The sequence below is a fragment of the Desulfosporosinus sp. BICA1-9 genome (assembly GCF_000802135.1).
Genome location: NZ_JUEE01000067.1, coordinates 1 through 19607, shown reverse-complemented (window position 1 = coordinate 19607; position 19607 = coordinate 1). Strand labels below are relative to the sequence as shown.

19 protein-coding genes are annotated in these 19607 nt (G+C 40.0%); 13 read left to right on the top strand and 6 right to left on the bottom strand.

Annotated features, from left to right (window positions below):
* Positions 1–196 precede the first annotated feature (196 nt).
* The 6 genes from JL57_RS08625 (at position 197) to JL57_RS08600 (ending at position 5136) form a co-directional block, all read left to right on the top strand.
* On the top strand, positions 197–1120 hold the full coding sequence (locus tag JL57_RS08625; protein WP_291299863.1) for a DMT family transporter: 924 nt from the start codon (positions 197–199) through the stop codon (positions 1118–1120).
* A 124-nt stretch (positions 1121–1244) separates the two neighbouring features.
* Positions 1245–1424 (top strand): aspartyl-phosphate phosphatase Spo0E family protein, encoded by a 180-nt coding sequence (locus JL57_RS08620; protein WP_034141646.1) that lies wholly within the window; start codon positions 1245–1247, stop codon positions 1422–1424.
* Between the two features lie 458 nt (positions 1425–1882).
* Entirely contained in the window at positions 1883–2563 is a 681-nt protein-coding gene (locus tag JL57_RS08615) for a tRNA-uridine aminocarboxypropyltransferase (protein WP_045691342.1), read from the top strand.
* The gene (locus JL57_RS08610) at positions 2560–3237 is read left to right on the top strand and encodes a YitT family protein (RefSeq protein WP_034141645.1); all 678 of its coding nucleotides are present in this window, start codon (positions 2560–2562) and stop codon (positions 3235–3237) included. Before JL57_RS08615 ends, JL57_RS08610 begins: the two co-directional genes overlap by 4 nt.
* Positions 3238–3343: 106 nt before the next feature.
* A complete protein-coding gene (locus JL57_RS08605) occupies positions 3344–3523 on the top strand; it encodes a hypothetical protein (RefSeq protein ID WP_034141644.1) in 180 nt (59 codons plus the stop codon).
* Between the two features lie 728 nt (positions 3524–4251).
* Positions 4252–5136 (top strand): DMT family transporter, encoded by an 885-nt coding sequence (locus tag JL57_RS08600; protein WP_034141643.1) that lies wholly within the window; start codon positions 4252–4254, stop codon positions 5134–5136.
* Between the two features lie 105 nt (positions 5137–5241).
* On the opposite strand, the gene JL57_RS08595 is transcribed toward JL57_RS08600, so the two are convergent.
* A complete protein-coding gene (locus JL57_RS08595) occupies positions 5242–5598 on the bottom strand; it encodes a lipopolysaccharide assembly LapA domain-containing protein (RefSeq protein WP_034141642.1) in 357 nt (118 codons plus the stop codon).
* Between the two features lie 204 nt (positions 5599–5802).
* Positions 5803–7581: an L-lactate permease gene (locus tag JL57_RS08590; protein ID WP_034141641.1), complete on the bottom strand. Its 1779-nt coding sequence runs from the start codon at positions 7579–7581 to the stop codon at positions 5803–5805.
* Positions 7582–8342: 761 nt separating this feature from the next.
* On the opposite strand from JL57_RS08590, the gene pckA reads away from it, so the two are divergent.
* On the top strand, positions 8343–9911 hold the full coding sequence (gene pckA, locus JL57_RS08585) for a phosphoenolpyruvate carboxykinase (ATP) (RefSeq protein ID WP_045691343.1): 1569 nt from the start codon (positions 8343–8345) through the stop codon (positions 9909–9911).
* A gap of 247 nt (positions 9912–10158) precedes the next feature.
* Here the strand turns inward: pckA and JL57_RS08580 are convergent, their stop codons facing one another.
* The gene (locus JL57_RS08580; protein ID WP_034141640.1) at positions 10159–10278 is read right to left on the bottom strand and encodes a DUF4023 domain-containing protein; all 120 of its coding nucleotides are present in this window, start codon (positions 10276–10278) and stop codon (positions 10159–10161) included.
* Positions 10279–10437: 159 nt separating this feature from the next.
* On the opposite strand from JL57_RS08580, the gene JL57_RS08575 reads away from it, so the two are divergent.
* Positions 10438–12132 carry a M3 family oligoendopeptidase gene (locus JL57_RS08575; RefSeq protein WP_034141639.1) on the top strand — a complete coding sequence of 565 codons (1695 nt, stop codon included), beginning with the start codon at positions 10438–10440 and terminating at the stop codon, positions 12130–12132.
* A 491-nt stretch (positions 12133–12623) separates the two neighbouring features.
* Positions 12624–12992, top strand: a complete 369-nt coding sequence (locus JL57_RS08570) for a hypothetical protein (RefSeq protein WP_291299862.1) — start codon at positions 12624–12626, stop codon at positions 12990–12992.
* Between the two features lie 175 nt (positions 12993–13167).
* Here the strand turns inward: JL57_RS08570 and JL57_RS08565 are convergent, their stop codons facing one another.
* Positions 13168–14232, bottom strand: coding sequence for an HD-GYP domain-containing protein (locus tag JL57_RS08565; RefSeq protein ID WP_034141638.1), 1065 nt, complete (start codon positions 14230–14232; stop codon positions 13168–13170).
* Positions 14233–14704: 472 nt separating this feature from the next.
* Between JL57_RS08565 and JL57_RS08560 the strand changes: the two genes are divergently transcribed.
* The 3 genes from JL57_RS08560 to JL57_RS08550 all read left to right on the top strand — a co-directional run bounded on the left by JL57_RS08560 (position 14705) and on the right by JL57_RS08550 (position 17829).
* Positions 14705–15541 (top strand): DUF5667 domain-containing protein, encoded by an 837-nt coding sequence (locus tag JL57_RS08560; protein WP_034141637.1) that lies wholly within the window; start codon positions 14705–14707, stop codon positions 15539–15541.
* A 289-nt stretch (positions 15542–15830) separates the two neighbouring features.
* Positions 15831–16688: a DUF89 domain-containing protein gene (locus JL57_RS08555; protein ID WP_034141636.1), complete on the top strand. Its 858-nt coding sequence runs from the start codon at positions 15831–15833 to the stop codon at positions 16686–16688.
* 322 nt (positions 16689–17010) lie between these two features.
* Positions 17011–17829 (top strand): EFR1 family ferrodoxin, encoded by an 819-nt coding sequence (locus JL57_RS08550; protein WP_034141635.1) that lies wholly within the window; start codon positions 17011–17013, stop codon positions 17827–17829.
* Here the strand turns inward: JL57_RS08550 and JL57_RS08545 are convergent, their stop codons facing one another.
* Positions 17830–18054 carry a hypothetical protein gene (locus JL57_RS08545; protein ID WP_034141634.1) on the bottom strand — a complete coding sequence of 75 codons (225 nt, stop codon included), beginning with the start codon at positions 18052–18054 and terminating at the stop codon, positions 17830–17832. It abuts the gene before it with no gap.
* Between the two features lie 300 nt (positions 18055–18354).
* Between JL57_RS08545 and JL57_RS08540 the strand changes: the two genes are divergently transcribed.
* Positions 18355–19026, top strand: a complete 672-nt coding sequence (locus JL57_RS08540) for an SOS response-associated peptidase (protein WP_034141647.1) — start codon at positions 18355–18357, stop codon at positions 19024–19026.
* A 239-nt stretch (positions 19027–19265) separates the two neighbouring features.
* Here the strand turns inward: JL57_RS08540 and JL57_RS08535 are convergent, their stop codons facing one another.
* Entirely contained in the window at positions 19266–19532 is a 267-nt protein-coding gene (locus JL57_RS08535) for a hypothetical protein (protein ID WP_034141633.1), read from the bottom strand.
* Positions 19533–19607 lie beyond the last annotated feature (75 nt).

The window sequence follows — 19607 nt, the reverse complement described above, 5'->3', positions numbered from 1 at the left end:
AACTATGTTGTATTCTATTAATAGATAGAATATTCTACTTATAGGAAATGAATGACTACATGAAAAAGACAAAAAAGAGTATGGCCACTGTAGTAAAAAGAACCCCGAAACACGGGGTCTTTTTGCTGAAATTCCAAACCATTAAGTTATAATACTTGTAAATCTACTTTAATAATATAAAAAATGGGGCTAGTTAATGATTGAACAATTTAATATTCAGACAAAAGGTCTTAAGCTTGGTGGATACATAATACTCCTGTTTTCCTCTCTGCTCTTCGGAGGGAATGTTGTAGCAGCTCGATTGATTGCAGGAGATATCCCACCAGTCGCTTTGGCTGTTATGAGGGGGCTGTTCGGACTGTTAGTATTATTTCCGTTAGCCCGGCGTTCCCTACGTCAAAGTACTACCCCGAGCAGGCAAGATTTATATCGTTTTGCGCTGATGGGATTTCTCGGGATAACGGTCGCTTATGGGGCATTTTTATGGTCAATACAATATAACTCAGCTACAAATGTGTCTGTTTTTTTCGCTACAACTCCGGCAATGACCATTGCACTCTTAGCCCTTGGCTGGGGAATCGTTCCCTCAAAGTTACGAGTGCTTGGAATTGCGCTTTCCTTTTCAGGTCTCTTAGTCGTTATTGCTCAAGGGTCTTTAACTCGGCTGCTTACTTTAAACTTAAGTCCGAGTGATCTGGTTATGCTGCTAAATATTCTAAGTGTCTCATTATTTTCAATCCTCGGTGAAGGAGTAATGACAAAATTCTCACCGTTAGTAACCAGTGTCTATTCCCTCTTCTTCGGAACAATTTTCTTGTTACCTTATGGAATATGGGAAATGTTCCACACAAACTGGCATTTTACTGGCGCAAGTATGTTAGTCTTACTGTATATGGGGTGTGTCGTTACTGGGATAGCAGTCTTGTTAAATTTTGAGGGAATCAGCCGAATTGGCAGCGGAAAAGCCGCTATCTTTGGGAATCTGGCACCCATTTTTGGGATATTATTAGCTTGCATTTTCCTCGGGGAACGTTTAGCCTTATATCACTGGGTTGGGGTTACTTTAGTACTTACTGGGATTGGTTTATGTCTATGGCCCTGGAATTCCAAGAAAGAATGATAGGGTTATTAATGAACATTATGATTCAATGATAATACGGTGCTATAGATCAAAGGACATTAAGTTGTGGGAAAAAAGAGGCAAAACGGGCATACTAATCCCCAAGTAAGGGGGAGGGATATGTGTGTCTGAACTCGACAGGAAATTAAAACAAATCGAAGAATTACGCTTTAAGATGCTTAAGATAAAAGAGGGTAAATCTTTCACTGATCCGGAAGTCTTAGCTGCTAGTCAGAGGTTGGATATTGATTTAAATAAGTATCATGACTTGATCATCAAAATGAAAAAAGGTGAGAACTATTGAAGCACCTGAAAACTTCACATATTCTTCACATCAAGGTCACGGAAAGGTAACAAATATAGATTATGATAAATACAATCAAGGACCTCAGAACTATATTATGGAGAAAGAGATGTATATATAGAATGAAATTAATTATTATCTTAGTTTTAGTAGGTATGATTCCATCCTTGTTACGGACCTTACCAAGCGTTGATGAGTACACAGAATAATTATAATTATGATAAAAGCACTTAAAACCGTCTCCGCAAATCCCCTTCGTGGGGATTTTTTATGTTTATATACAAAAAAGGCAATTTTACTAGTTAACATTCCTCTTGTTTTTGATTATGTTGATAACGGTTGCAGTCTGTGCTAGGGTTAACATAGCGAGAATTAAGAGGTGGATTATATTCTCAAAAAATGACGCAGAATGATGACTGCTAACCATGTGAGGACGATTGTTAAGGAGAAGGTAAGAAATGGATGAGTCTTTTAAGGTAAAACGGTTAACACGCTTATATGAAAGTTGTAACCGATGCGGTTTGCCTGTATTAACTTGCATATGCAAGATTGTTTCTCCCATCAACACTAAAGCGAAATTTTGGATCATTGCGAGTAAGCGAGAATTATATAGGCCTTCAAGCACGGGAAGGTTGCTGAAGTTAATAAATCCTAACTCAACTGAGATTTTTTTATGGGAACGAACCCATCCTTCACTGAAACTGTTAGAAAATATCGCTAATCATCGAGGGAAAACTTATTTAGTGTTTCCAGCAGAGAGTGAGGAATTAGCGGCCAAAACAGTTAATAAGGTTGAAGAAGGAGCCGGCGCATTTATTCTTATTGATGGTACATGGAAGGAAGCGAGAAGGATATTTCGGAAGAGCGACTATTTAAAGGATTTACCGCTTGTTTCCCTTAAGCCTGCTTGTGAATCTAAATTTAGCTTGCGACGAGGGAGCGTTGAAGGTACTCTATGTACTATTGAGGCTGCAATGGAAATTCTTAAGTTGACTGATGAGATAGAACAAGAGCAGATTATGGGGGAATATTTTAACGTATTCCTTAAACATTTTAAAGCTGGCGTAAGCTCGCACTTACCGAGAGATTATGTAAGTAGTACGTTCAATTTTGAAGAGGATTATGGTGATAAGTCGTGAAACAAATTGTAAAACAGGTTGTCAGGTTATTCATCGGCATTTTTCTGTATGCGGTGGGAATTGTTTTAACGATTAATGCTAACTTGGGTTTGGCGCCGTGGGATGTTTTTCATCAGGGTATGACAAAGCTTATCAGCATTACGATGGGTGAGGCTAGCATTGCTGTTGGGATAATCCTAGTCATTTTCAACTCTGTTCTAGGAGAACGACTTGGGTGGGGAACCTTATGCAACATGTTATTCATTGGGCTCTTCATAGATTTGTTAATGCTAAACCATATTATTCCGATTGTTCATGGAATAATACTAGGTGTAGTAATGATGTTTTTGGGGATGGTTGTCATCGGGGTTGCCAGTTATTTTTATATTAGTGCAGAACTGGGTTCCGGACCAAGAGATGGTTTAATGATTGCCTTAACAAAAAAGACCGGTAAATCTGTGCGGTTTATACGGAATGCTATTGAATTAAGTGCACTTATGGTAGGTTATCTGCTAGGTGGTTTTGTAGGGATTGGAACCTTAATCATGGCCATCGTCTTAGGATATATTATTCAATTTACCTTCAAAGTTTTCAAATTTGATGTAAGACGTATCAGGCATCGATTCATCGATCAAGATTTCAAGGATCTAAAAGAAAAGCTAGCTAAAAGGAAATTATCTAATCTGGATCTCTAAAACATCTAAAATGGTCTACTAAAACTTAAAGTGCATAGAAAAATACCACAATTCAAATGCTAGACACTAAACAGGCAACTGTTTAACTTTAAGCGGAGGTGTTACTATGCGAGAATGGAAGGATTTAACCAAAGATGAGAAAGAGATCATTACAACCATGAAAACGCAGAATATTACCCCTGAAGAGCTAATCCAAAGGATGGTTAACTCTGGGAGAATGAGTGAGCAGGCCATTGAAGGCCTAAAAAAGGCCCTAGAGGATGTCAAACCGTTTTTTGTACACTAGAAATTAAGTAGAATTAGTACATAAGCTTAAAACTAAAGTTTGCTTAAATAAACTTAGCAAACTTTAGTTTTAACCACGTACGACAAGAGATCTCCTACCTTCTTTAATAAGGTCTTAGGGTTTGACAACTCTGCGTAGATAAATTTAAGGTCTCTATGGCAACAAGTGCTAAAAGGGAAATGATAAACCCTTCGGTTTTTCTTATCCCTTTTAATCGTTCTTGAGTGTAGGACTTAGTAATGGATTGCTACTTAATCAATTCCGAGACACCCACTTCTTGTAAGTGGGTGTTCCTTATTCTGCTTCGGTGGGGGTAGATATCCTACGGACTACAGTGTTCTTTTGGGGTTAGCCCTTCGGCATTAGTCTCCACCGGAGACTAATGTCTCCTTCGCCGCGAAGTATTCCTTTTGGGATTAGGCGGCTCGGCGAAACCTATCCTCAGCGCGATCGTATTCGTTAAGGGCCATGTGCTTCGGCGATACTCTATCCTACGCCGGTAAGCATTTCTTTTGGGATCGCTGCTTCGGCGATACTCTCCACTGGAGACTATCGTCACAGGAAACTTTCGTCACCGAAGTCTCGATGTTCAGCTTTAGCTGAACGAGTTCACTCTAGGGTTAAAAAAAGTTCTTTCAACGATATGAATCTTATTAATGCGTTTTATAGTATAATGCTTTCCAGAAGCTAAAAGCACCTTTGGTATTAGTATACGTTAGCGGGGGGTTATGATGATTGACACGGATAGTTCGATTTGTCCGAAAGAAAGGCCAAGGGCTTTACTGCTTTTAGCTGTAACCGCAACATTGTGGAGTCTCGGGGGATTACTTATAAAGTCTGTCGATACTAATCCACTGGCTATTGCAGGTTCAAGAAGCGCTATCGCGGTGGTTTTATTCCTTCTAGTACTAAAAAAACCTAAGCTTACTTGGTCTTATGCTCAAATTGGGGCAGCTTTAGCCTATGCCGCGACCTCGATTTTGTTTGTTACAGCAACCAAAACGACGACTGCTGCAAACGCTGTTCTGCTTCAATTTACCGCACCAATCTATGTTGCCTTATTTAGTGCATGGCTATTAAAAGAAAAAACAAAGTTATTGGACTGGATCACGATTTTTCTCGTTATGGGCGGTATGGTCTTGTTTTTTTTAGATAATCTAAGTACTAAGAGTATTCTGGGGAATGGCATTGCGGCAGCGAGCGGTGTCAGCTTCGCATTATTTATTATTTTCATGCGCATGCAAAAGGACGGGTCTCCGTTAGAATCTGTATTGCTCGGCAATATAATCACCGCAGCAATCGGGCTCCCATTTTTAACCCAAGCTGTACCTGATACATCTGGATGGGTGTACTTAATGATTTTAGGTATTGTCCAGCTAGGGATACCCTACATTCTATTTTCTAAGGCTATAAAGCATGTAACAGCCTTGGAAGCAATTCTTATACCTGTTATCGAACCACTCTTGAATCCGGTCTGGGTATTTTTGTTGTTAGGCGAAGCTCCAGGACTTTTAGCCATGCTAGGTGGTTTCATAGTGCTTTTAGCGGTTACTGTGCGATGTATCCTAACAGCACTGCCTTCGTCCACAAAAGAAGTGGCTCGTAGTAGCTAAGGCTGGACCAGGATTAAGCGAAGATCTGGTCCAAGGGGGATAAGTCTCCCGATCGTTGGAGCGAGGCATCCTAGGGCCGTTCTCAAACATAGTCAAAGCAGGCTTCTATTTTTGCTCAGTTTCAGTTTCAGTGGCAGTGTCAGAGTCTGAGTCCTTTAATAGAATATTTGAGTCACTGTTTTTGAGTAGGGGAGTTTGATTATTTAATTCGCTGATTTTTTCTTCTAAAATCTTTACAGCAATATTTAATTCTCGTATTTTTAAAGCTGACTTAATCTTACTGAAAAACCCTAAAAATGTTGCCGTCAATGCTCCAAGAAATGCAGATAAGAGAATAACTAAGGATTGTGATAGTTCATAATCAACCCAATAAAGTTTTATAAGTACTACATTAGAATTTAATACTGCAAATATAGCGACTAGCATTGAGAAGAATAATGAAACTATAAACCAAACCCGCATAGTTTTGCTTCCTTTCTAATACAGAATTCTTTGCTAAATTATAACATAAAATTGTATTCTCGATGGAAAATAATGTCGACGGTTGCTGGAAATTATGTTAAGAGTGACAACTTGGCGGACAATTTATTTATTTATTAAAAAAGGCTCCTCAGTTCACTGTGAACTGAGGAGCCTTTTGAATGATCTGTTATTAGTCTAAAAGAGTTATTTTGGAAGTTTTGCAAGTCTACTGTTATTCGTTGCAAGAATATAGATTACACCAGCCCATATCGCTGCAACAATAATCGTTCCGGCATTGAAGAACCCTCTTTGTGCAGTATAGAGAATCGAATAACCAAGCGCACCTGGGAGTAAAGCGTAATATGCGAAGACGACCATTGTCTTACGGATAACATAGCCTTCTTTGCCAAGCAGACCTACAACAGCTGAAGCGGCGACAACGTTGTGTACGCAGATGACATTTCCTGCGGCTCCACCCACTGCTTGCAGTGCTACGATCCAAGTTGGGTCTACTAAAATTCGTTCCCCTACACCGAACTGGAACAAGGAGAACATCATGTTGGAAACCGTGTTACTTCCAGCAACGAATGCACCAAGTCCACCAATCAAAGGAGCAAAGATTGGCCATGCTGATCCAGCTAAACCAGCAACCGCTTCTGCAAGCATAATCGGCATACTATTAAGTCCAGCTGCTCCACCTTTTGAATTCATGAACACTTGAACCATGGGGACTGTGAAGATGAGGGCGGAACCTGCGCCCAGCATCGTTATTGCGGAGGCTTTCCATGCTCTAGCATAAGCTTTCCCATCCATTTTATGGATGATGTACGTAATGAGGGAAACCAGGATAAAGATGGTACCGGGTAAATAAAGAGGTTGGAAGGAGGCTGAGATGCCTGTTCCGAAAATTTTAGGCCAAGAAACAGTCCAAAGCTTGGACCATTTTAATATAGGTAAGAATGAGAGTCGAGAGAGAACAAGGAAAGAACCAACGAGGATATAGGGCATCCAAGCCATTAGACCGCTCATCCTAGTCTTAGCGGAGATATCCTTAATCTCGATCGCACCAGACCATTCGGGTTCCCATTTGTCTTTTGCTTCGAAATCCCAAGCTTCTCCTTTAGGCATGAGGAAGCCATTCTTAGCAGCAGTAACGACAATTGCGAGACCAGTTAGTCCACCAAAAATGGAGGGGAACTCGGGTCCGAGCAAGTTAGCTGTGATAAGGTAAGGAATAGTCATGGAGAAGGCTGAGAAAAGTGCAAATTTCCAAATTTTAAGGCCTTCACTAAAGGATCTGTTTTTACCAAAGTAGCGGGTCATGAAAGCCACGACGAAGAGAGGAATAAGGGCACCTGCAGCAAAGTGAAGGAAAGCAACTTTGGTCGCGACGGCTACTCCAATGAATGTATTCCAGTCGGTAAATCCTAAAGAGGCGGCATAAGCTTGTAATTCAGGAGTTTTAAGTCCTGTGCTGACTCCGACGAGCATGGGTGTTCCAACCGCTCCGAAAGAAACCGGGGTACTCTGAATCATCATTCCAGCGACGACGGCAGCCATAGCAGGGAAGCCAAGTCCGACCATCAAAGGAACAGCAACCGCAGCAGGAGTACCGAATCCTGATGCACCTTCAATAAAGGAACCAAAGAGCCAAGCCACAATGATAACTTGAATTCTTCGATCGGCGGTGATTCCGGTGAAGCCTCTGCGAATGGCCTGAATTGCTCCACTTTCTTGTAATGTATTTAAGAGAAGAATGGCACCAAAAATGATGTATAAGAGTGTACCAGCAACAATAACTCCGTTAACAGATGCTGCAGCTACTTGAGCACCGGGGATTTTCCAAACAAAAAGTGCGAGTACCACTGCTGTGACATACGAGATCGGCATAGCTTTGCTTGCGGGCCATTTCAACCCTACAAGAAATAATCCAACAACAGCAATAGGGAGTAAGGAAAGAAGGGCTAATAATCCATTGCTCATTAAGAAACCTCCTAATTTTTTTTTATTAGCTAAAATAAATGCTTAATGGAGAATTTGAACTGATCACCCCCTTTCAAAAATAGGAACCATTCAATGATGATTTAGAACCGTTGAATGGTTGACCTATCATACCAGTAAGGCCAAAAAAAAATCAGATATGTGTGTAGACATATAGTATACTAAATCAAAAATATTTTCAATAATTGAGTTTATTTTCACTAATGAATAATCTAAATAGAAAGTTATAATATTTAGAAAAGTTTCATTTAGATTCTCTTATGTAGCGTTTCACTAAATGAGCATATAAAAAAGGTTAGTTCAGAGTCCATTAACGCGCAAACTAACCTTAAACTTAGTTCTGGTACAGCGAGGACTTAATACTTAAGCATTTTTCATGCGCTAGACCTAAATTGATGGAAATAACCTAGAACGAATTATAGGAATTATTATTACCTAACGTTTAGGTAAACTGAAATATTGAAATTAGCTTAACTCCTATCATAGGACCCTTCAGTTTCTGCGGTTGTTTAGTTATTTCATTATCTTTTAAGTCTTAATAAAAGTTCGCCTTACTGTCTCGTAGTAGGGATTGACCCATAAAATAATTTATTTTTCCTAAGTAAAAACACTTGGAAAAGATAGGCTATATCTGATAATATAACCAATAGAGTGATTAATTCTAGAATGTCAGCAAATGGTTTAGAAACACAGATCGTAGTTTGTTTGTTGATGCATTTTTGATATCTGGGGGGGTAATACAGATGGACACCAGTTCCCGTGTAAATCACCTGTTCGCTAAAAAGTCTCCTCTTGGCAGGAACTTGCCTGTAAGTAAACTAATCGAAATTGCCTTAGAGCGAAAGGAAGGAATACTCTCTAATACAGGAGCACTTTGTTGCACTACTGGAAACTATACAGGCCGCTCACCAAAAGACCGCTTTATTGTAGACGAGGCTTCTGTTCATGATCAAATTGCTTGGGGAAGTGTTAATAAGTCGATCAGCCCAGAGTGTTTTGATAACCTATACCGACGAGCTCTGGACTATTTAGAAACAAAGGAGTATTTTGTATTTGACGGGTTCGCTGGAGCAGATGCCAAATACGGTATACCAATAAGAGTGATTAATGAGTATGCCTGGCATAACATCTTTGTTCAGCAGTTATTTATCAGACCAACCGTTGACCAATTGGAGGAGCATCAACCTGAATTCACCATGATTTGTACGCCAGGGCTCACAGCCGATCCGGGAACTGACGGCACTAACTCAGAGGCATATATTATTCTTTCCCTTGAGAAAAAAGTAATTATCTTAGGGGGTACAGAGTACGCCGGTGAAATGAAAAAATCAATTTTTAGTGTACTTAATTACTTAATGCCTTTTCGTGAAGTATTACCTATGCATTGCTCGGCAAATGTCGGAGCCGACAGGGATGTGGCACTCTTCTTTGGTCTTTCAGGCACGGGCAAAACCACTCTGTCAGCTGATCCCCAGCGCAATCTGATTGGCGATGATGAGCACGGTTGGTCCAGAAACGGAGTCTTCAATTTTGAAGGAGGTTGCTATGCTAAATGCATTAACCTATCTCAAGAGCAGGAACCTCAAATTTGGAACGCCATTCGGTTCGGGACAGTTATTGAGAATGTTATTGTAAATACTGATTCTAGGGAGCCAGATTACAGTGACAACTCTCTTACTGAAAACACACGAGCCGGTTATCCTGTCACTTATATTGATAAAGCCTTAATACCGGGTCTGGCCGGCCATCCCAGTGTGGTTGTGTTTTTAACCGCGGATGCCTTTGGAGTATTACCGCCGATCGCGAAACTTAACAAAGAGCAAGCCATGTATCATTTTCTATCGGGTTACACATCAAAGCTCGCTGGTACCGAGCGGGGAGTCACTGAACCCCAAGTCACATTTTCTACATGTTTCGGGGAACCATTCCTACCATTAAACCCAGCCGTTTATGCGGAAATGTTGGGAAGTCGCATCGATGAACATCATTCTAAGGTATATTTAGTGAATACTGGCTGGTCCGGTGGACCGTATGGAGTTGGTAAACGCATGAACCTGGCTTATACCAGAGCTATAATAACAGCTGCTTTAAATGGAGAGTTAGAGAAGGTTGGATATAGTCCTGATCCTGTCTTTGGCATTCTCATTCCAGAAGAGGTAACTGGGGTGCCAGTTGAAATCTTAACTCCACGTAATACTTGGGAAGATACTGAGGCTTATGACAAAACTGCACACTCTCTCGCGGAGAGCTTCCGCCAGAATTTTGCTAAATTTAGGGACGTTTCAGCCGATATCCGTTCCGCTGGTCCTTAAGCTCATTTGGCAATATTTTTATGGTATTCGAGGCAGTATGGGTTTTACTGCAGCTTTACTTGTTTCAGGAATAGATCGTGAAAAGTATTTCTAAATTGAGGAGGTGTGGCAATTCACACCTCTTTTTCTATACTAGTCAGGCCCCCATGCCGCTCCGCACTACCACTGAGGAAAGCCTTGCTATCCCTCAACTACGTCTTTTAGTGAAAAGGACCATGATCGACAAAGATCATGGTTCCTTGAAAGGTTATTTATTGGTACTGTGCTGCTTATTGGGTAACTTTTTGCCTGGATTCCCTTTACCTTGATGCTTCTTATTTTCTGCGGCTTTCTCCTGTGTATCGTGTATTTTCTCTACCTTATCCATAATTACCCTCCTTGCTTAAGAGCCTTTTCTTACTTTAACCACCCGTCCCGAAAAACATGCAGTTACAAGCGAGGGTTTAAAGGCCCGTTTTGATTTTGTCGAATGAAAATTAGAATCCGTGAAATATTGACTATAAAAAAGCCTAAGGAAGGTGATACCATGAAGTTTAAGGAGTTTACTTATCAACGTCCGAATTTATTGGAAGTGGAAACCAAGTTTACTGGGCTATTAGCTAAATTTGATCTGGCTGAAGATGTGGAACAACAGGACCTGCTGATGGTAGCGATTAATGAGTTAAGAAGTGAATTTGAGTCGATGGAGCAGCTTGTGATTATACGCCATACAATCGATACGACTGACCCATTTTACGAGGAGGAACAGAATTTTTTTGACGAAGGAACTCCGATTTATCAGGGTTTGATTTCCCGATATTATCGGTCTTTGGTCAATTCGAAATTCAGACAGGGCTTAGAAGAAAAGTGGGGAAAACAGCTTTTTGTCAAAGCTGATCTAACCCTTAAAACCTTTGCCCCAGAAATTATTGAAGACTTACAACAGGAAAACAAACTTTCCAGTGACTATACCAAGCTCATTGCTTCGGCTAAGATAATGTTTGAAGGGGAAGAGAGAAATCTACCTGGCTTGGTACCATTTCAGTTATCGACTGATCGAGACATGCGGAAACGAGCCAATGCCGCCAAATACGCTTTCTTTACTGCTAATGAAGTGAAGCTGGACGAAATCTATGACGGTTTGGTTAAAGTTCGAACACGAATGGCCGAGAAGTTAGGGTTCAAAAACTTCATTGAGCTTGGGTATGCGAGAATGCTTCGCTCAGACTACACACCAGATATGGTGGCAAACTTCCGTAAGCAAGTCAAAGACTCTATTGTTCCGGCGGCCAGTAAACTACGGGAACGACAAAGGAGACGGTTGGGGTCGGCGACTCTGCCTTATTATGATGAGAAGTTTAATTTTCAAACTGGTAATGCTTTGCCTCAAGGGAATCCAGAATGGATTGTGAACAATGGACAACGTATGTACAGCGAGTTGTCAACAGAGACCGGCGAATTCTTTCAGTTTATGGTGGACAATGACTTGATGGATTTGGTTAGTAAAAAGGGTAAAGCAGGAGGCGGTTATTGTACGTTTATCAGTCAATATCAGGTACCTTATATCTTCTCTAATTTTAACGGTACATCTGGCGATATTGATGTCTTGACGCATGAAGCCGGGCATGCTTTTCAAGTATATTGTAGTAAAAACTTTCAAATACCGGAATATCATTGGCCTACTTATGAGGCCTGTGAGATCCACTCGATGAGCATGGAATTTTTTACATGGCCGTGGATGGAACTTTTCTTCAAAGAAGACGCTGACAAATATAAATTCACCCACTTGAGCGATGCGTTACTCTTCATTCCTTATGGGGTTAGTGTTGATGAATTCCAGCATTTTGTCTACGCTCACCCAGGGGCTTCACCACAGGATAGGAAAGCAGCCTGGAGAGAGATCGAAAGGAAATACCTGCCTCATCGCGACTATGAAGACAACGACTATCTGGAACGAGGTAGTTACTGGCATCAACAAGGGCATATTTTTGGGGATCCCTTTTATTACATTGATTACACCCTAGCGCAAATTTGTGCCTTCCAGTTCTGGAAAAGGTCCCGTGAAAATCGCGAATCGGCCTGGGCTGATTACCTGAAGCTTTGTCAGGCCGGGGGCAGTCAATCGTTTTTAGAACTGACTGAGTTAGCCAATTTGGTATCTCCATTTCAAGATGGCTGCATAACATCCGTAGTTAAAGTCATTGAAGACTGGCTCGATGGGGTAGATGATTCTCAGCTGTGATTTTTCAAAAAGACCTTAGCTAAACAGACAAAAGACTATCCGTGTGGTTAGCTTTTGTCTGTTTAGTTTCATCACGTTATTCTTAATTACAACATTCTTGAGGAGACAAAGGCAAAACCAAAGCTTAAATAGCATCCACTTTCATAAACTTAAAAAATCATCCTTTTTATGCTTAAATAAACAATTTAAAGCAAAAAAAACTGGACCAAAGTCCTATTAAGATGTGCTATTTGGACATTATGGAGAAAGATGGAAAGTATTATACTTAGCTTATTAAGAAGGTGGGTGCTTAAATGAAGTTTATAATTCCGTATCTGATCTGTCTGGCATTATATCTGGCCTTCAATTACGGAGCACATCTTGGGGATGAAAAGATAGACTAATGAGCGCCTGGAATAAGGCGCTTTCCTTTTGGATAACTATTGCAAATCAAGTGTAATTTTTAGCTTCTGGGTTAGTATATAAACCTAACTTTAAAGGAGTATCGGGCTTTGGTCCTATCTAAAATAGGACATTTGGACATTACAGAACTGGGCAATATGAGATATTCTTCAAAAGAGACCAATAAAGAGAAAAAAGGAGAAAAAGAGATGGCATCCTTAACAATTGAGTATTTAAGCAATACATTCGAACGGGCTAAAGAACTTGATTACCGATTCGTAGGAATCCTAATAGAGAAGGATGGCTTTGAGATGCCGGAAGTAATAATAAATCAAGTTGAGAATTTCGATAGTATTCTTGCTTATTATGAGAAGACTTACAACGAAAATTTAAACCATAAGTATGCTGAAGGGAAAAGAATTTCTGCATTTACTTTTGGCAATTCTTTTAGTGAGATTCAAGAGTATTTATTAGGATAAAGACCCATCAATTGTAGTTGCTCGAAATTTATAAAGGAAACGCCTGAACGGGCGTTTTTTTATTATTTGACAACAAATATTCATCTATTAATAAAAATACGAGAAAGTATCTTTCCAAAAACAGGAATTGAAAAGTTTTTATAGAAGATTATTCATGCTCGGCAATGGTTGTGCCTTATTCTAAGATATTCTCAATAAAAGTGGTATTCATCTCCACAAGATTATACTCTCTGGCTTTAACAGAGGCACTTAAAGTAACATCACCTGCTAAAACCCTGATAATCGGTCTCATTGGTAGACTTTTATTCTGATCCACAACAATACCAACTTCTCCGGTATTGAGTTTAACTGTACATCCAGTTGGATAGGCAGCCACATGTTTTAAGAACATCACAACCAGATCTGGGTGAAAAAGTATTCCCGAACTCCCCATTACAATCTCGCAAGCCACATGCGGTAATACTTTCTGATGTCCAGGCGCTCCATTCACCAAGTTATCGTAAAAATCAGCAAGACCGACAATTTGAGCTAGGTGATGAATACGCTTCCCGTTCAATTGACGGGGATATCCGCTGCCATTTATCCGTTCATGGTGTTGTAAAGCGACATGGGCACTTAAAAGACTGAGCTCGCGTTTAGCTTTTATAATCTCAAAGCCATTCACAGTGTGAGTTTGATAATGAGAAGTTTCCTGAGATGATAAGGGAACTCTTTTGTGTATAAGCTGTTTCGGCAGTTTTACTGTGCCGATATCATGCAGTAAAGCACCGATGGCCAGAGCCTCCAAGTTCGTCCTATCTAACCCTAGAGCCTTACCTATAACTGTAGCAAGCACACATACACTGACCGCGTGTGAGAACATTTGGTTGTCGAAACTGCGCATATCCACAAGGCTTAAAAAAATTTCTTTCTGGTATAGAATATCTTCTACAATATTGTTAATGGCCCTTTTTACTTCAAAGCCATTAAAATCTTTACCCAGCCTGACGGCTTGACTCGACTGTTCGAAGGATATGATCGCTTCTCGACGATGGTCCTCTGATACAACATCCTCGATAATAATATCACGCGTTTCTTCATCATCAATGTAGACAATACTTATTCCTAGCTCTCTTAATCGAGCAATGTAAGGTAAAGTGAGAAGGACTCCTCGTCCCAACAATACTCGACCCTGTCCGGAATAAATCGTCCGACCCATCATATCTCCTAATTTAAGACTGTTCACACTTACTTGTCGCATCAATAAGACACTCCTTCAAATAACCTAAAACCAATATTAATACTTGGCAATTATAAATCAACTGATCTGCATAATCCACTTTTCTAGGCATGTAGGGAATAAGGTCCCCAATTAAGTAGGTCCTTCGTACTAGTCGCGTACAAAAAATACGCGTTATTGCTTTAAGGAAGCTGGTTGAACTCCAATATTTGAATATTACAGTTAAATGATAGTTTAGTCTAAATACGCAGAAAAACACGGTCCAACCAATTTACTCAGATACAAATTACAAAGCTGAGAAGTAAAGACAATAGCCCTAGCATCCTGAAATGCTGGGGCTATTGTTCTATGCGTACGGGTGATACTCATACTTAGGACAGGGTCAGGTGAAAGAGGTTGGCCTAGTTATAAATATGCCTGTTTGCTATTGCACCCATTTAAACAAGATAGTTTAACCGAATTACTAAGTAGAAAACTTAAGGAGGACTATTTAATGAGAAAAAAGATTGCGGCGATGACTTTAGCTATTTTTTTAACCGGAGCAACTGGAAATGTGTATGCAAACAGTGATGTAACTTCAATGCCTGGTACGGCAACAAGTAACGATCAAGTATTAACAACAGTAGTAAGTTTAAAGGAAATTGAGGAATCAGCAGGTGTTCTACCTGACTCCAATTTTTATAGCTTAGAACGGAGAATTGAAGAGCTTCAGATTGCGATTACACGAAGTGAGGAAAAACTCGCGCAACTTATGGCGCAATTTGCCATTGAGAGAGCTGCTGAAGTAGTTCTTATGGCTAACAAAGGCGAAGAAGAGCTTGTAAGTAAAGCAACAGATGAATACGTTAAAATGCTGGCCTCAGCAACAGCACATATAAATAACGCAATGAGAGCGAAGGATGAAGCGGTACAGACTGTAGCGAATCTCAATGAATCGTATAAAAGAAGCGGGGAAATCTTAAATACAATTCTGGATAAGGTTCCAGAAGAAGCTAAGGGTGCTATTGAAAACGCCTTAGGTAACAAAGATAAAGAGATTGCAGCGGTTAATGTTTTCTATGCAACTAAGGAAGCTTTTTTGGCAGTGAAAAAGGAACTTGAGAAGGCAAAACAAAGGCTGGAAGTGGCTAAAAAAACAGGGGATGCTGAAGCAATTAAAAACGCAGAACAAAAAGTAAAAGAAGCCGAAGCATTAAAAAATGAACTTGAGGAATTAAAGGACGCTACAGATTTTTCAAAAGAAGTAGTCTTGCCTGCATCGACATGGGCAAATAGTCCAATGGTTTTCTTCACGGTGGCACCTCAATTACATAAGTCACGATCTTGTTAGTCCCTTTCATCATAGCATAGAGTTTCAGGACAACAAATATAGAGTGGGCAGTCTTCTTTTATAGACTGCCCTGTTGTATTGATGCAAAAGATGGTATATTTCATTTTGGAAATTGCGAAGTAAGGATTAATCATATAATCTATAGGATGGAACAAAGGACGCATTTAAAATCGTTGATGTCAAAGAGTATCACGATATGAGTATTGAGGATGCTTGCAAAGGTGCCTTTTGTTCTGGAAGCAAACCGCACAAAGTGGAAGAAAAATAACTGACGAGGAGGATCCTGCTTGTGAACGTTGCCCTGGATTGTATTCCTTGCTATATAAAGCAAACAATCAATACTTTAGCACAGACTGAAATCGTTGAGGAAAAAGCGAGAGAAATCATCCATCAGACTCTGTCCCTGATTCCTCAATTAGACCCGCAAGGAACCCCTGCAGAGAACTCGACTATTATTCTTAGAAAGGTCAATGAGCTGTTGGGAATCGAGGATCCTTTTCATAGTGCTAAGAAGGAGTCCAATGAATTGGCTCTGAAACTTCTGCCCCAATTAAAAGAGAAGATTCGCCAAAGTACAGATCCACTCTTTATGTCTCTGCAAATCGCAGTTGCCGGGAATATTATCGATATGGGCATCCTGAAAGACTTTGATGTTGAGGAGAGTATTCAGGAGGCCATGGATAAGAATTTTGCCCGCGATGATTATGCATCTTTCCAGCAAAGACTATTAGAAGCCCGGGAGATATTAATTCTCGGTGATAACAGCGGAGAAATTGCTTTCGATAGGCTATTAGCTGAGCAGCTGTCCGAATTGGGGATCGAGGTGACCTATGTCGTTAAGGACCAACCGATTTTAAATGATGCCACGATGGAAGATGCGGTTTATGTAGGCATGACAGAGCAAATCCGCGTAATTTCAAATGGCAGTGGTTTTTTAGGGACAATTCTGAAAGATTGCTCTGACGAATTCAAACAGGCCTTTGAAAAGGCTGACCTAGTGATCAGTAAAGGGCAGGCTAATTATGAATCTTTAGAAGCGCTTGGCAAGGAGGATAGAAGGCTGTATTTCCTACTGCGGGCCAAATGTGAGATTGTAGCGGAAAATTTAGGGGTTCAACTTGGTGAAATGGTATTTTGCTGCAGTTAAGTGAGTTTCACAAGACCTGGTGTGGAAGCTGGTCGGAGTTGATAACGTGGTTGTGTACTTTATACAAAGGTTTTAATCTGCAATCAGGTAAGAATAAAGGAATTTGCTCTCCCCTATACTTAAGAAGTGTAGGGGTTGGTTTTTGTCTACAATTCATTTTTCACCATGTTTCGCGGTTCAGGTGTAATATAGTAATGTTGAAAGAAAGGACAACCTTTCTTTCAAAGCCAATTAGGCGTAAAGACGATTCCTATGTTGAAGAAGTGTGTTGTGGACTCATTTGTCTAAGGCCGGTGGTATGAAATTTAAGGAGGGTCTTGCCATGCAAAAGACTATTAATACCATGTATTTTAGCGCGACAGGTACAACTGAAAAAATAGTAGCTAGAATAGCAAAAAGAATTTCAGAGAATATGGATAGGGAAATAACCATAGACAATATCGATTTTACATTACCGGAAGCTAGGTTAAAGCCAGTATCTTTTTCAGAAGAAGATGTAGTCATTATTGGAGTTCCAGTCTATGCAGGAAGAGTGCCTAATGTTTTGTTAAACTATTTAAATGTTATTAAAGGTAATGGTGCCTTAGCAATCCCTGTAGTTGTTTATGGCAACAGGAACTATGACGATGCTTTAATAGAATTAAAAGATATTCTTGAATTTAACGGTTTTAAAGTTATTGCAGGAGGAGCATTTATTGGAGAACACTCATTTTCGATAACTCTTGCCGCAAACAGACCGGATGAAAAAGACATGAACATTGTCGGTGAGTTTGCCGATCAAATATACGTAAAATTAACAACTCTTGAGGGAATTCAGACTTTAGTGGTAAATGGAAATCAACCCTATAGGAAACACTATATGCCTAAAGATAAAGATGGTAGTCCTGTGGATATTAGAAAGGTTGCTCCAAAAACGAATAGTAATTGTATTGACTGTAAACTTTGTGTCAAGGTCTGTCCTATGGGTTCCATTAATTTCGAAGATGTTTCTATTTTAAATGGAATTTGTATTAAATGTGGCGCGTGTATCAAGAAATGTCCTAACCAAGCAAAGTATTTTGATGATAAAGATTATTTAAGACACAAACAGGAATTAGAAATCGAGTATGCCTCGCGAAGAGAACCGGAATTATTCATATAATTATTCAACGACTGATATTTGGACTTGGACTACTTCGCAATTTATACGCTTACCTCTAATTTGTTCTGCATAACCGCTAGCGTTATCGAAGGAGAGATAAGCTGCCATACTTAAATTAATGGTCGTTCGCAATTTAACTTTGTTACTGATTCCTCCACCTAACCAATATGAACCATCCTTTAGTAAAATTGCATAGACAAGCTCTTTATCCTTGATTGGTTGCACATTATCACTCCTACAAACTTTATCCCAACTGTATTATACTTATGTTAATACATACAAGGTCCTATTGGAACCCGTATTAAAGTTTCTGGGAGGAAAAAATGAAAAAGAAATCTAAGCTAGTCCGGAAGGCAAGAACAAGGTCTCTCTTCAATACGGGTACTCGCCCCCATAAATCTAATAAGGACTATACCCGAAAAATAAAATACAAGGAAACTATCTTGAGAGATGGGGAAGAGAATAACTGACCAAATTAAGAGGGACATTCATAGGGTATTCATCACCGAGAAAGGGCGAAAGCTTATGTGTGGCCGATATTCCTTTTCCAAACCTGAAGACATTAAGGAACGTTTTGACCTAGTTCAACTCGAATTTGAGTTTGGGCCACGCTATAACATTGCTCCATCTCAAACAGTTCCTGTAGTGATCCAACAAAATGGCTGCAATCGCTTACTGATGTTAAGATGGGGCTTGATACCCTATTGGGCAAAAGATATGAGTATCGGGAGCAAGTTGATTAATGCCCGAGCGGAAACATTGGAGGAAAAGCCGAGTTTTCGCAAGTCGCTTGAGCAAAAGCGTTGTCTGGTCTTGGCAGACGGTTTCTACGAGTGGAAAAAAGAAGGTCGTGTCAAGAAACCCTTTAGAATCACGCTGCAAGATGGCAGACCATTTGCTTTCGCTGGTCTGTGGGATTCTTGGTTGTCACCGACAGGCCAAACTATAAACTCCTGTGTGATCATTACGACTACGCCTAATAAGTTGATGGAACCAATACACAACAGAATGCCTGTGATATTGCCACAGAATATGGAGTCGCTTTGGCTGGATGCGGATGTTACCTCTAGCCGCGAAGTTAAAGGGTTGTTGAGGCCTTCTCCGGCGGAAGGGATGGTTGCGTATGAGGTATCACCGATAAATTCTCCACATAACGATATACCAGAATGTGTGATTCCAGTAAGTAGACTATTTTAGCCAGATCCTATACAGGCGTTCCGCAATGCCTCCATAATGATAAGCCAAAGTCCCTAGCCATGAAGACTAGGGACTTTGTATTTTGTAAGTTTAAGGCACTATATTAAAATGTGTAGTTTAAGACACTATATTAAAATGTGTAGAAGGATTTAAATGGCTAAAACAGATTGAAAATAAAAAATGATGATTAAGAAACCTTGCTAAGCGGTGGGAAAACAGTTACTATGTCCGAAAACTAATTAAGTAATTATATAACGCCTCCATGGAATTCTGCGCGGATCTGTTTGCGCAAGAAAACGCACTATTTCTTTTTGACCATTGTAAGTAGCTTTTCCTTGCGAGTCTTTGCCCATTAGGATGATTGGCATATCTGGAAAAACATGACTATAAGCATTTCTGGCTTCTTTAGTTTCACTACTGCTCTGGATTATATGAGGTTTAACCACAACAATAGCAAAAGTAATATCCTGTTCCTTAACGATGGCACCTTCGATTTGATAACTCATAATAACGCTATTACCCCCTTAATGAATACGAGTTTAGTTTTGTCTAACCCCAACTCACAAAATTCGACACAAAAA

What these genes read in the sequence shown, in the direction of transcription:
- JL57_RS08550 (WP_034141635.1), top strand. Translation starts at nt 17,011, where the DNA reads ATGCAAAAGACTATTAATACCATGTATTTTAGCGCGACAGGTACAACT.
- JL57_RS08580 (WP_034141640.1), bottom strand. Translation starts at nt 10,278, where the DNA reads ATGGATAAGGTAGAGAAAATACACGATACACAGGAGAAAGCCGCAGAA.
- JL57_RS08535 (WP_034141633.1), bottom strand. Translation starts at nt 19,532, where the DNA reads ATGAGTTATCAAATCGAAGGTGCCATCGTTAAGGAACAGGATATTACT.
- JL57_RS08595 (WP_034141642.1), bottom strand. Translation starts at nt 5,598, where the DNA reads ATGCGGGTTTGGTTTATAGTTTCATTATTCTTCTCAATGCTAGTCGCT.
- pckA (WP_045691343.1), top strand. Translation starts at nt 8,343, where the DNA reads ATGGACACCAGTTCCCGTGTAAATCACCTGTTCGCTAAAAAGTCTCCT.
- JL57_RS08540 (WP_034141647.1), top strand. Translation starts at nt 18,355, where the DNA reads ATGTGTGGCCGATATTCCTTTTCCAAACCTGAAGACATTAAGGAACGT.
- JL57_RS08565 (WP_034141638.1), bottom strand. Translation starts at nt 14,232, where the DNA reads ATGCGACAAGTAAGTGTGAACAGTCTTAAATTAGGAGATATGATGGGT.
- JL57_RS08590 (WP_034141641.1), bottom strand. Translation starts at nt 7,581, where the DNA reads ATGAGCAATGGATTATTAGCCCTTCTTTCCTTACTCCCTATTGCTGTT.
- JL57_RS08600 (WP_034141643.1), top strand. Translation starts at nt 4,252, where the DNA reads ATGATGATTGACACGGATAGTTCGATTTGTCCGAAAGAAAGGCCAAGG.
- JL57_RS08560 (WP_034141637.1), top strand. Translation starts at nt 14,705, where the DNA reads ATGAGAAAAAAGATTGCGGCGATGACTTTAGCTATTTTTTTAACCGGA.
- JL57_RS08575 (WP_034141639.1), top strand. Translation starts at nt 10,438, where the DNA reads ATGAAGTTTAAGGAGTTTACTTATCAACGTCCGAATTTATTGGAAGTG.
- JL57_RS08625 (WP_291299863.1), top strand. Translation starts at nt 197, where the DNA reads ATGATTGAACAATTTAATATTCAGACAAAAGGTCTTAAGCTTGGTGGA.
- JL57_RS08615 (WP_045691342.1), top strand. Translation starts at nt 1,883, where the DNA reads ATGGATGAGTCTTTTAAGGTAAAACGGTTAACACGCTTATATGAAAGT.
- JL57_RS08605 (WP_034141644.1), top strand. Translation starts at nt 3,344, where the DNA reads ATGCGAGAATGGAAGGATTTAACCAAAGATGAGAAAGAGATCATTACA.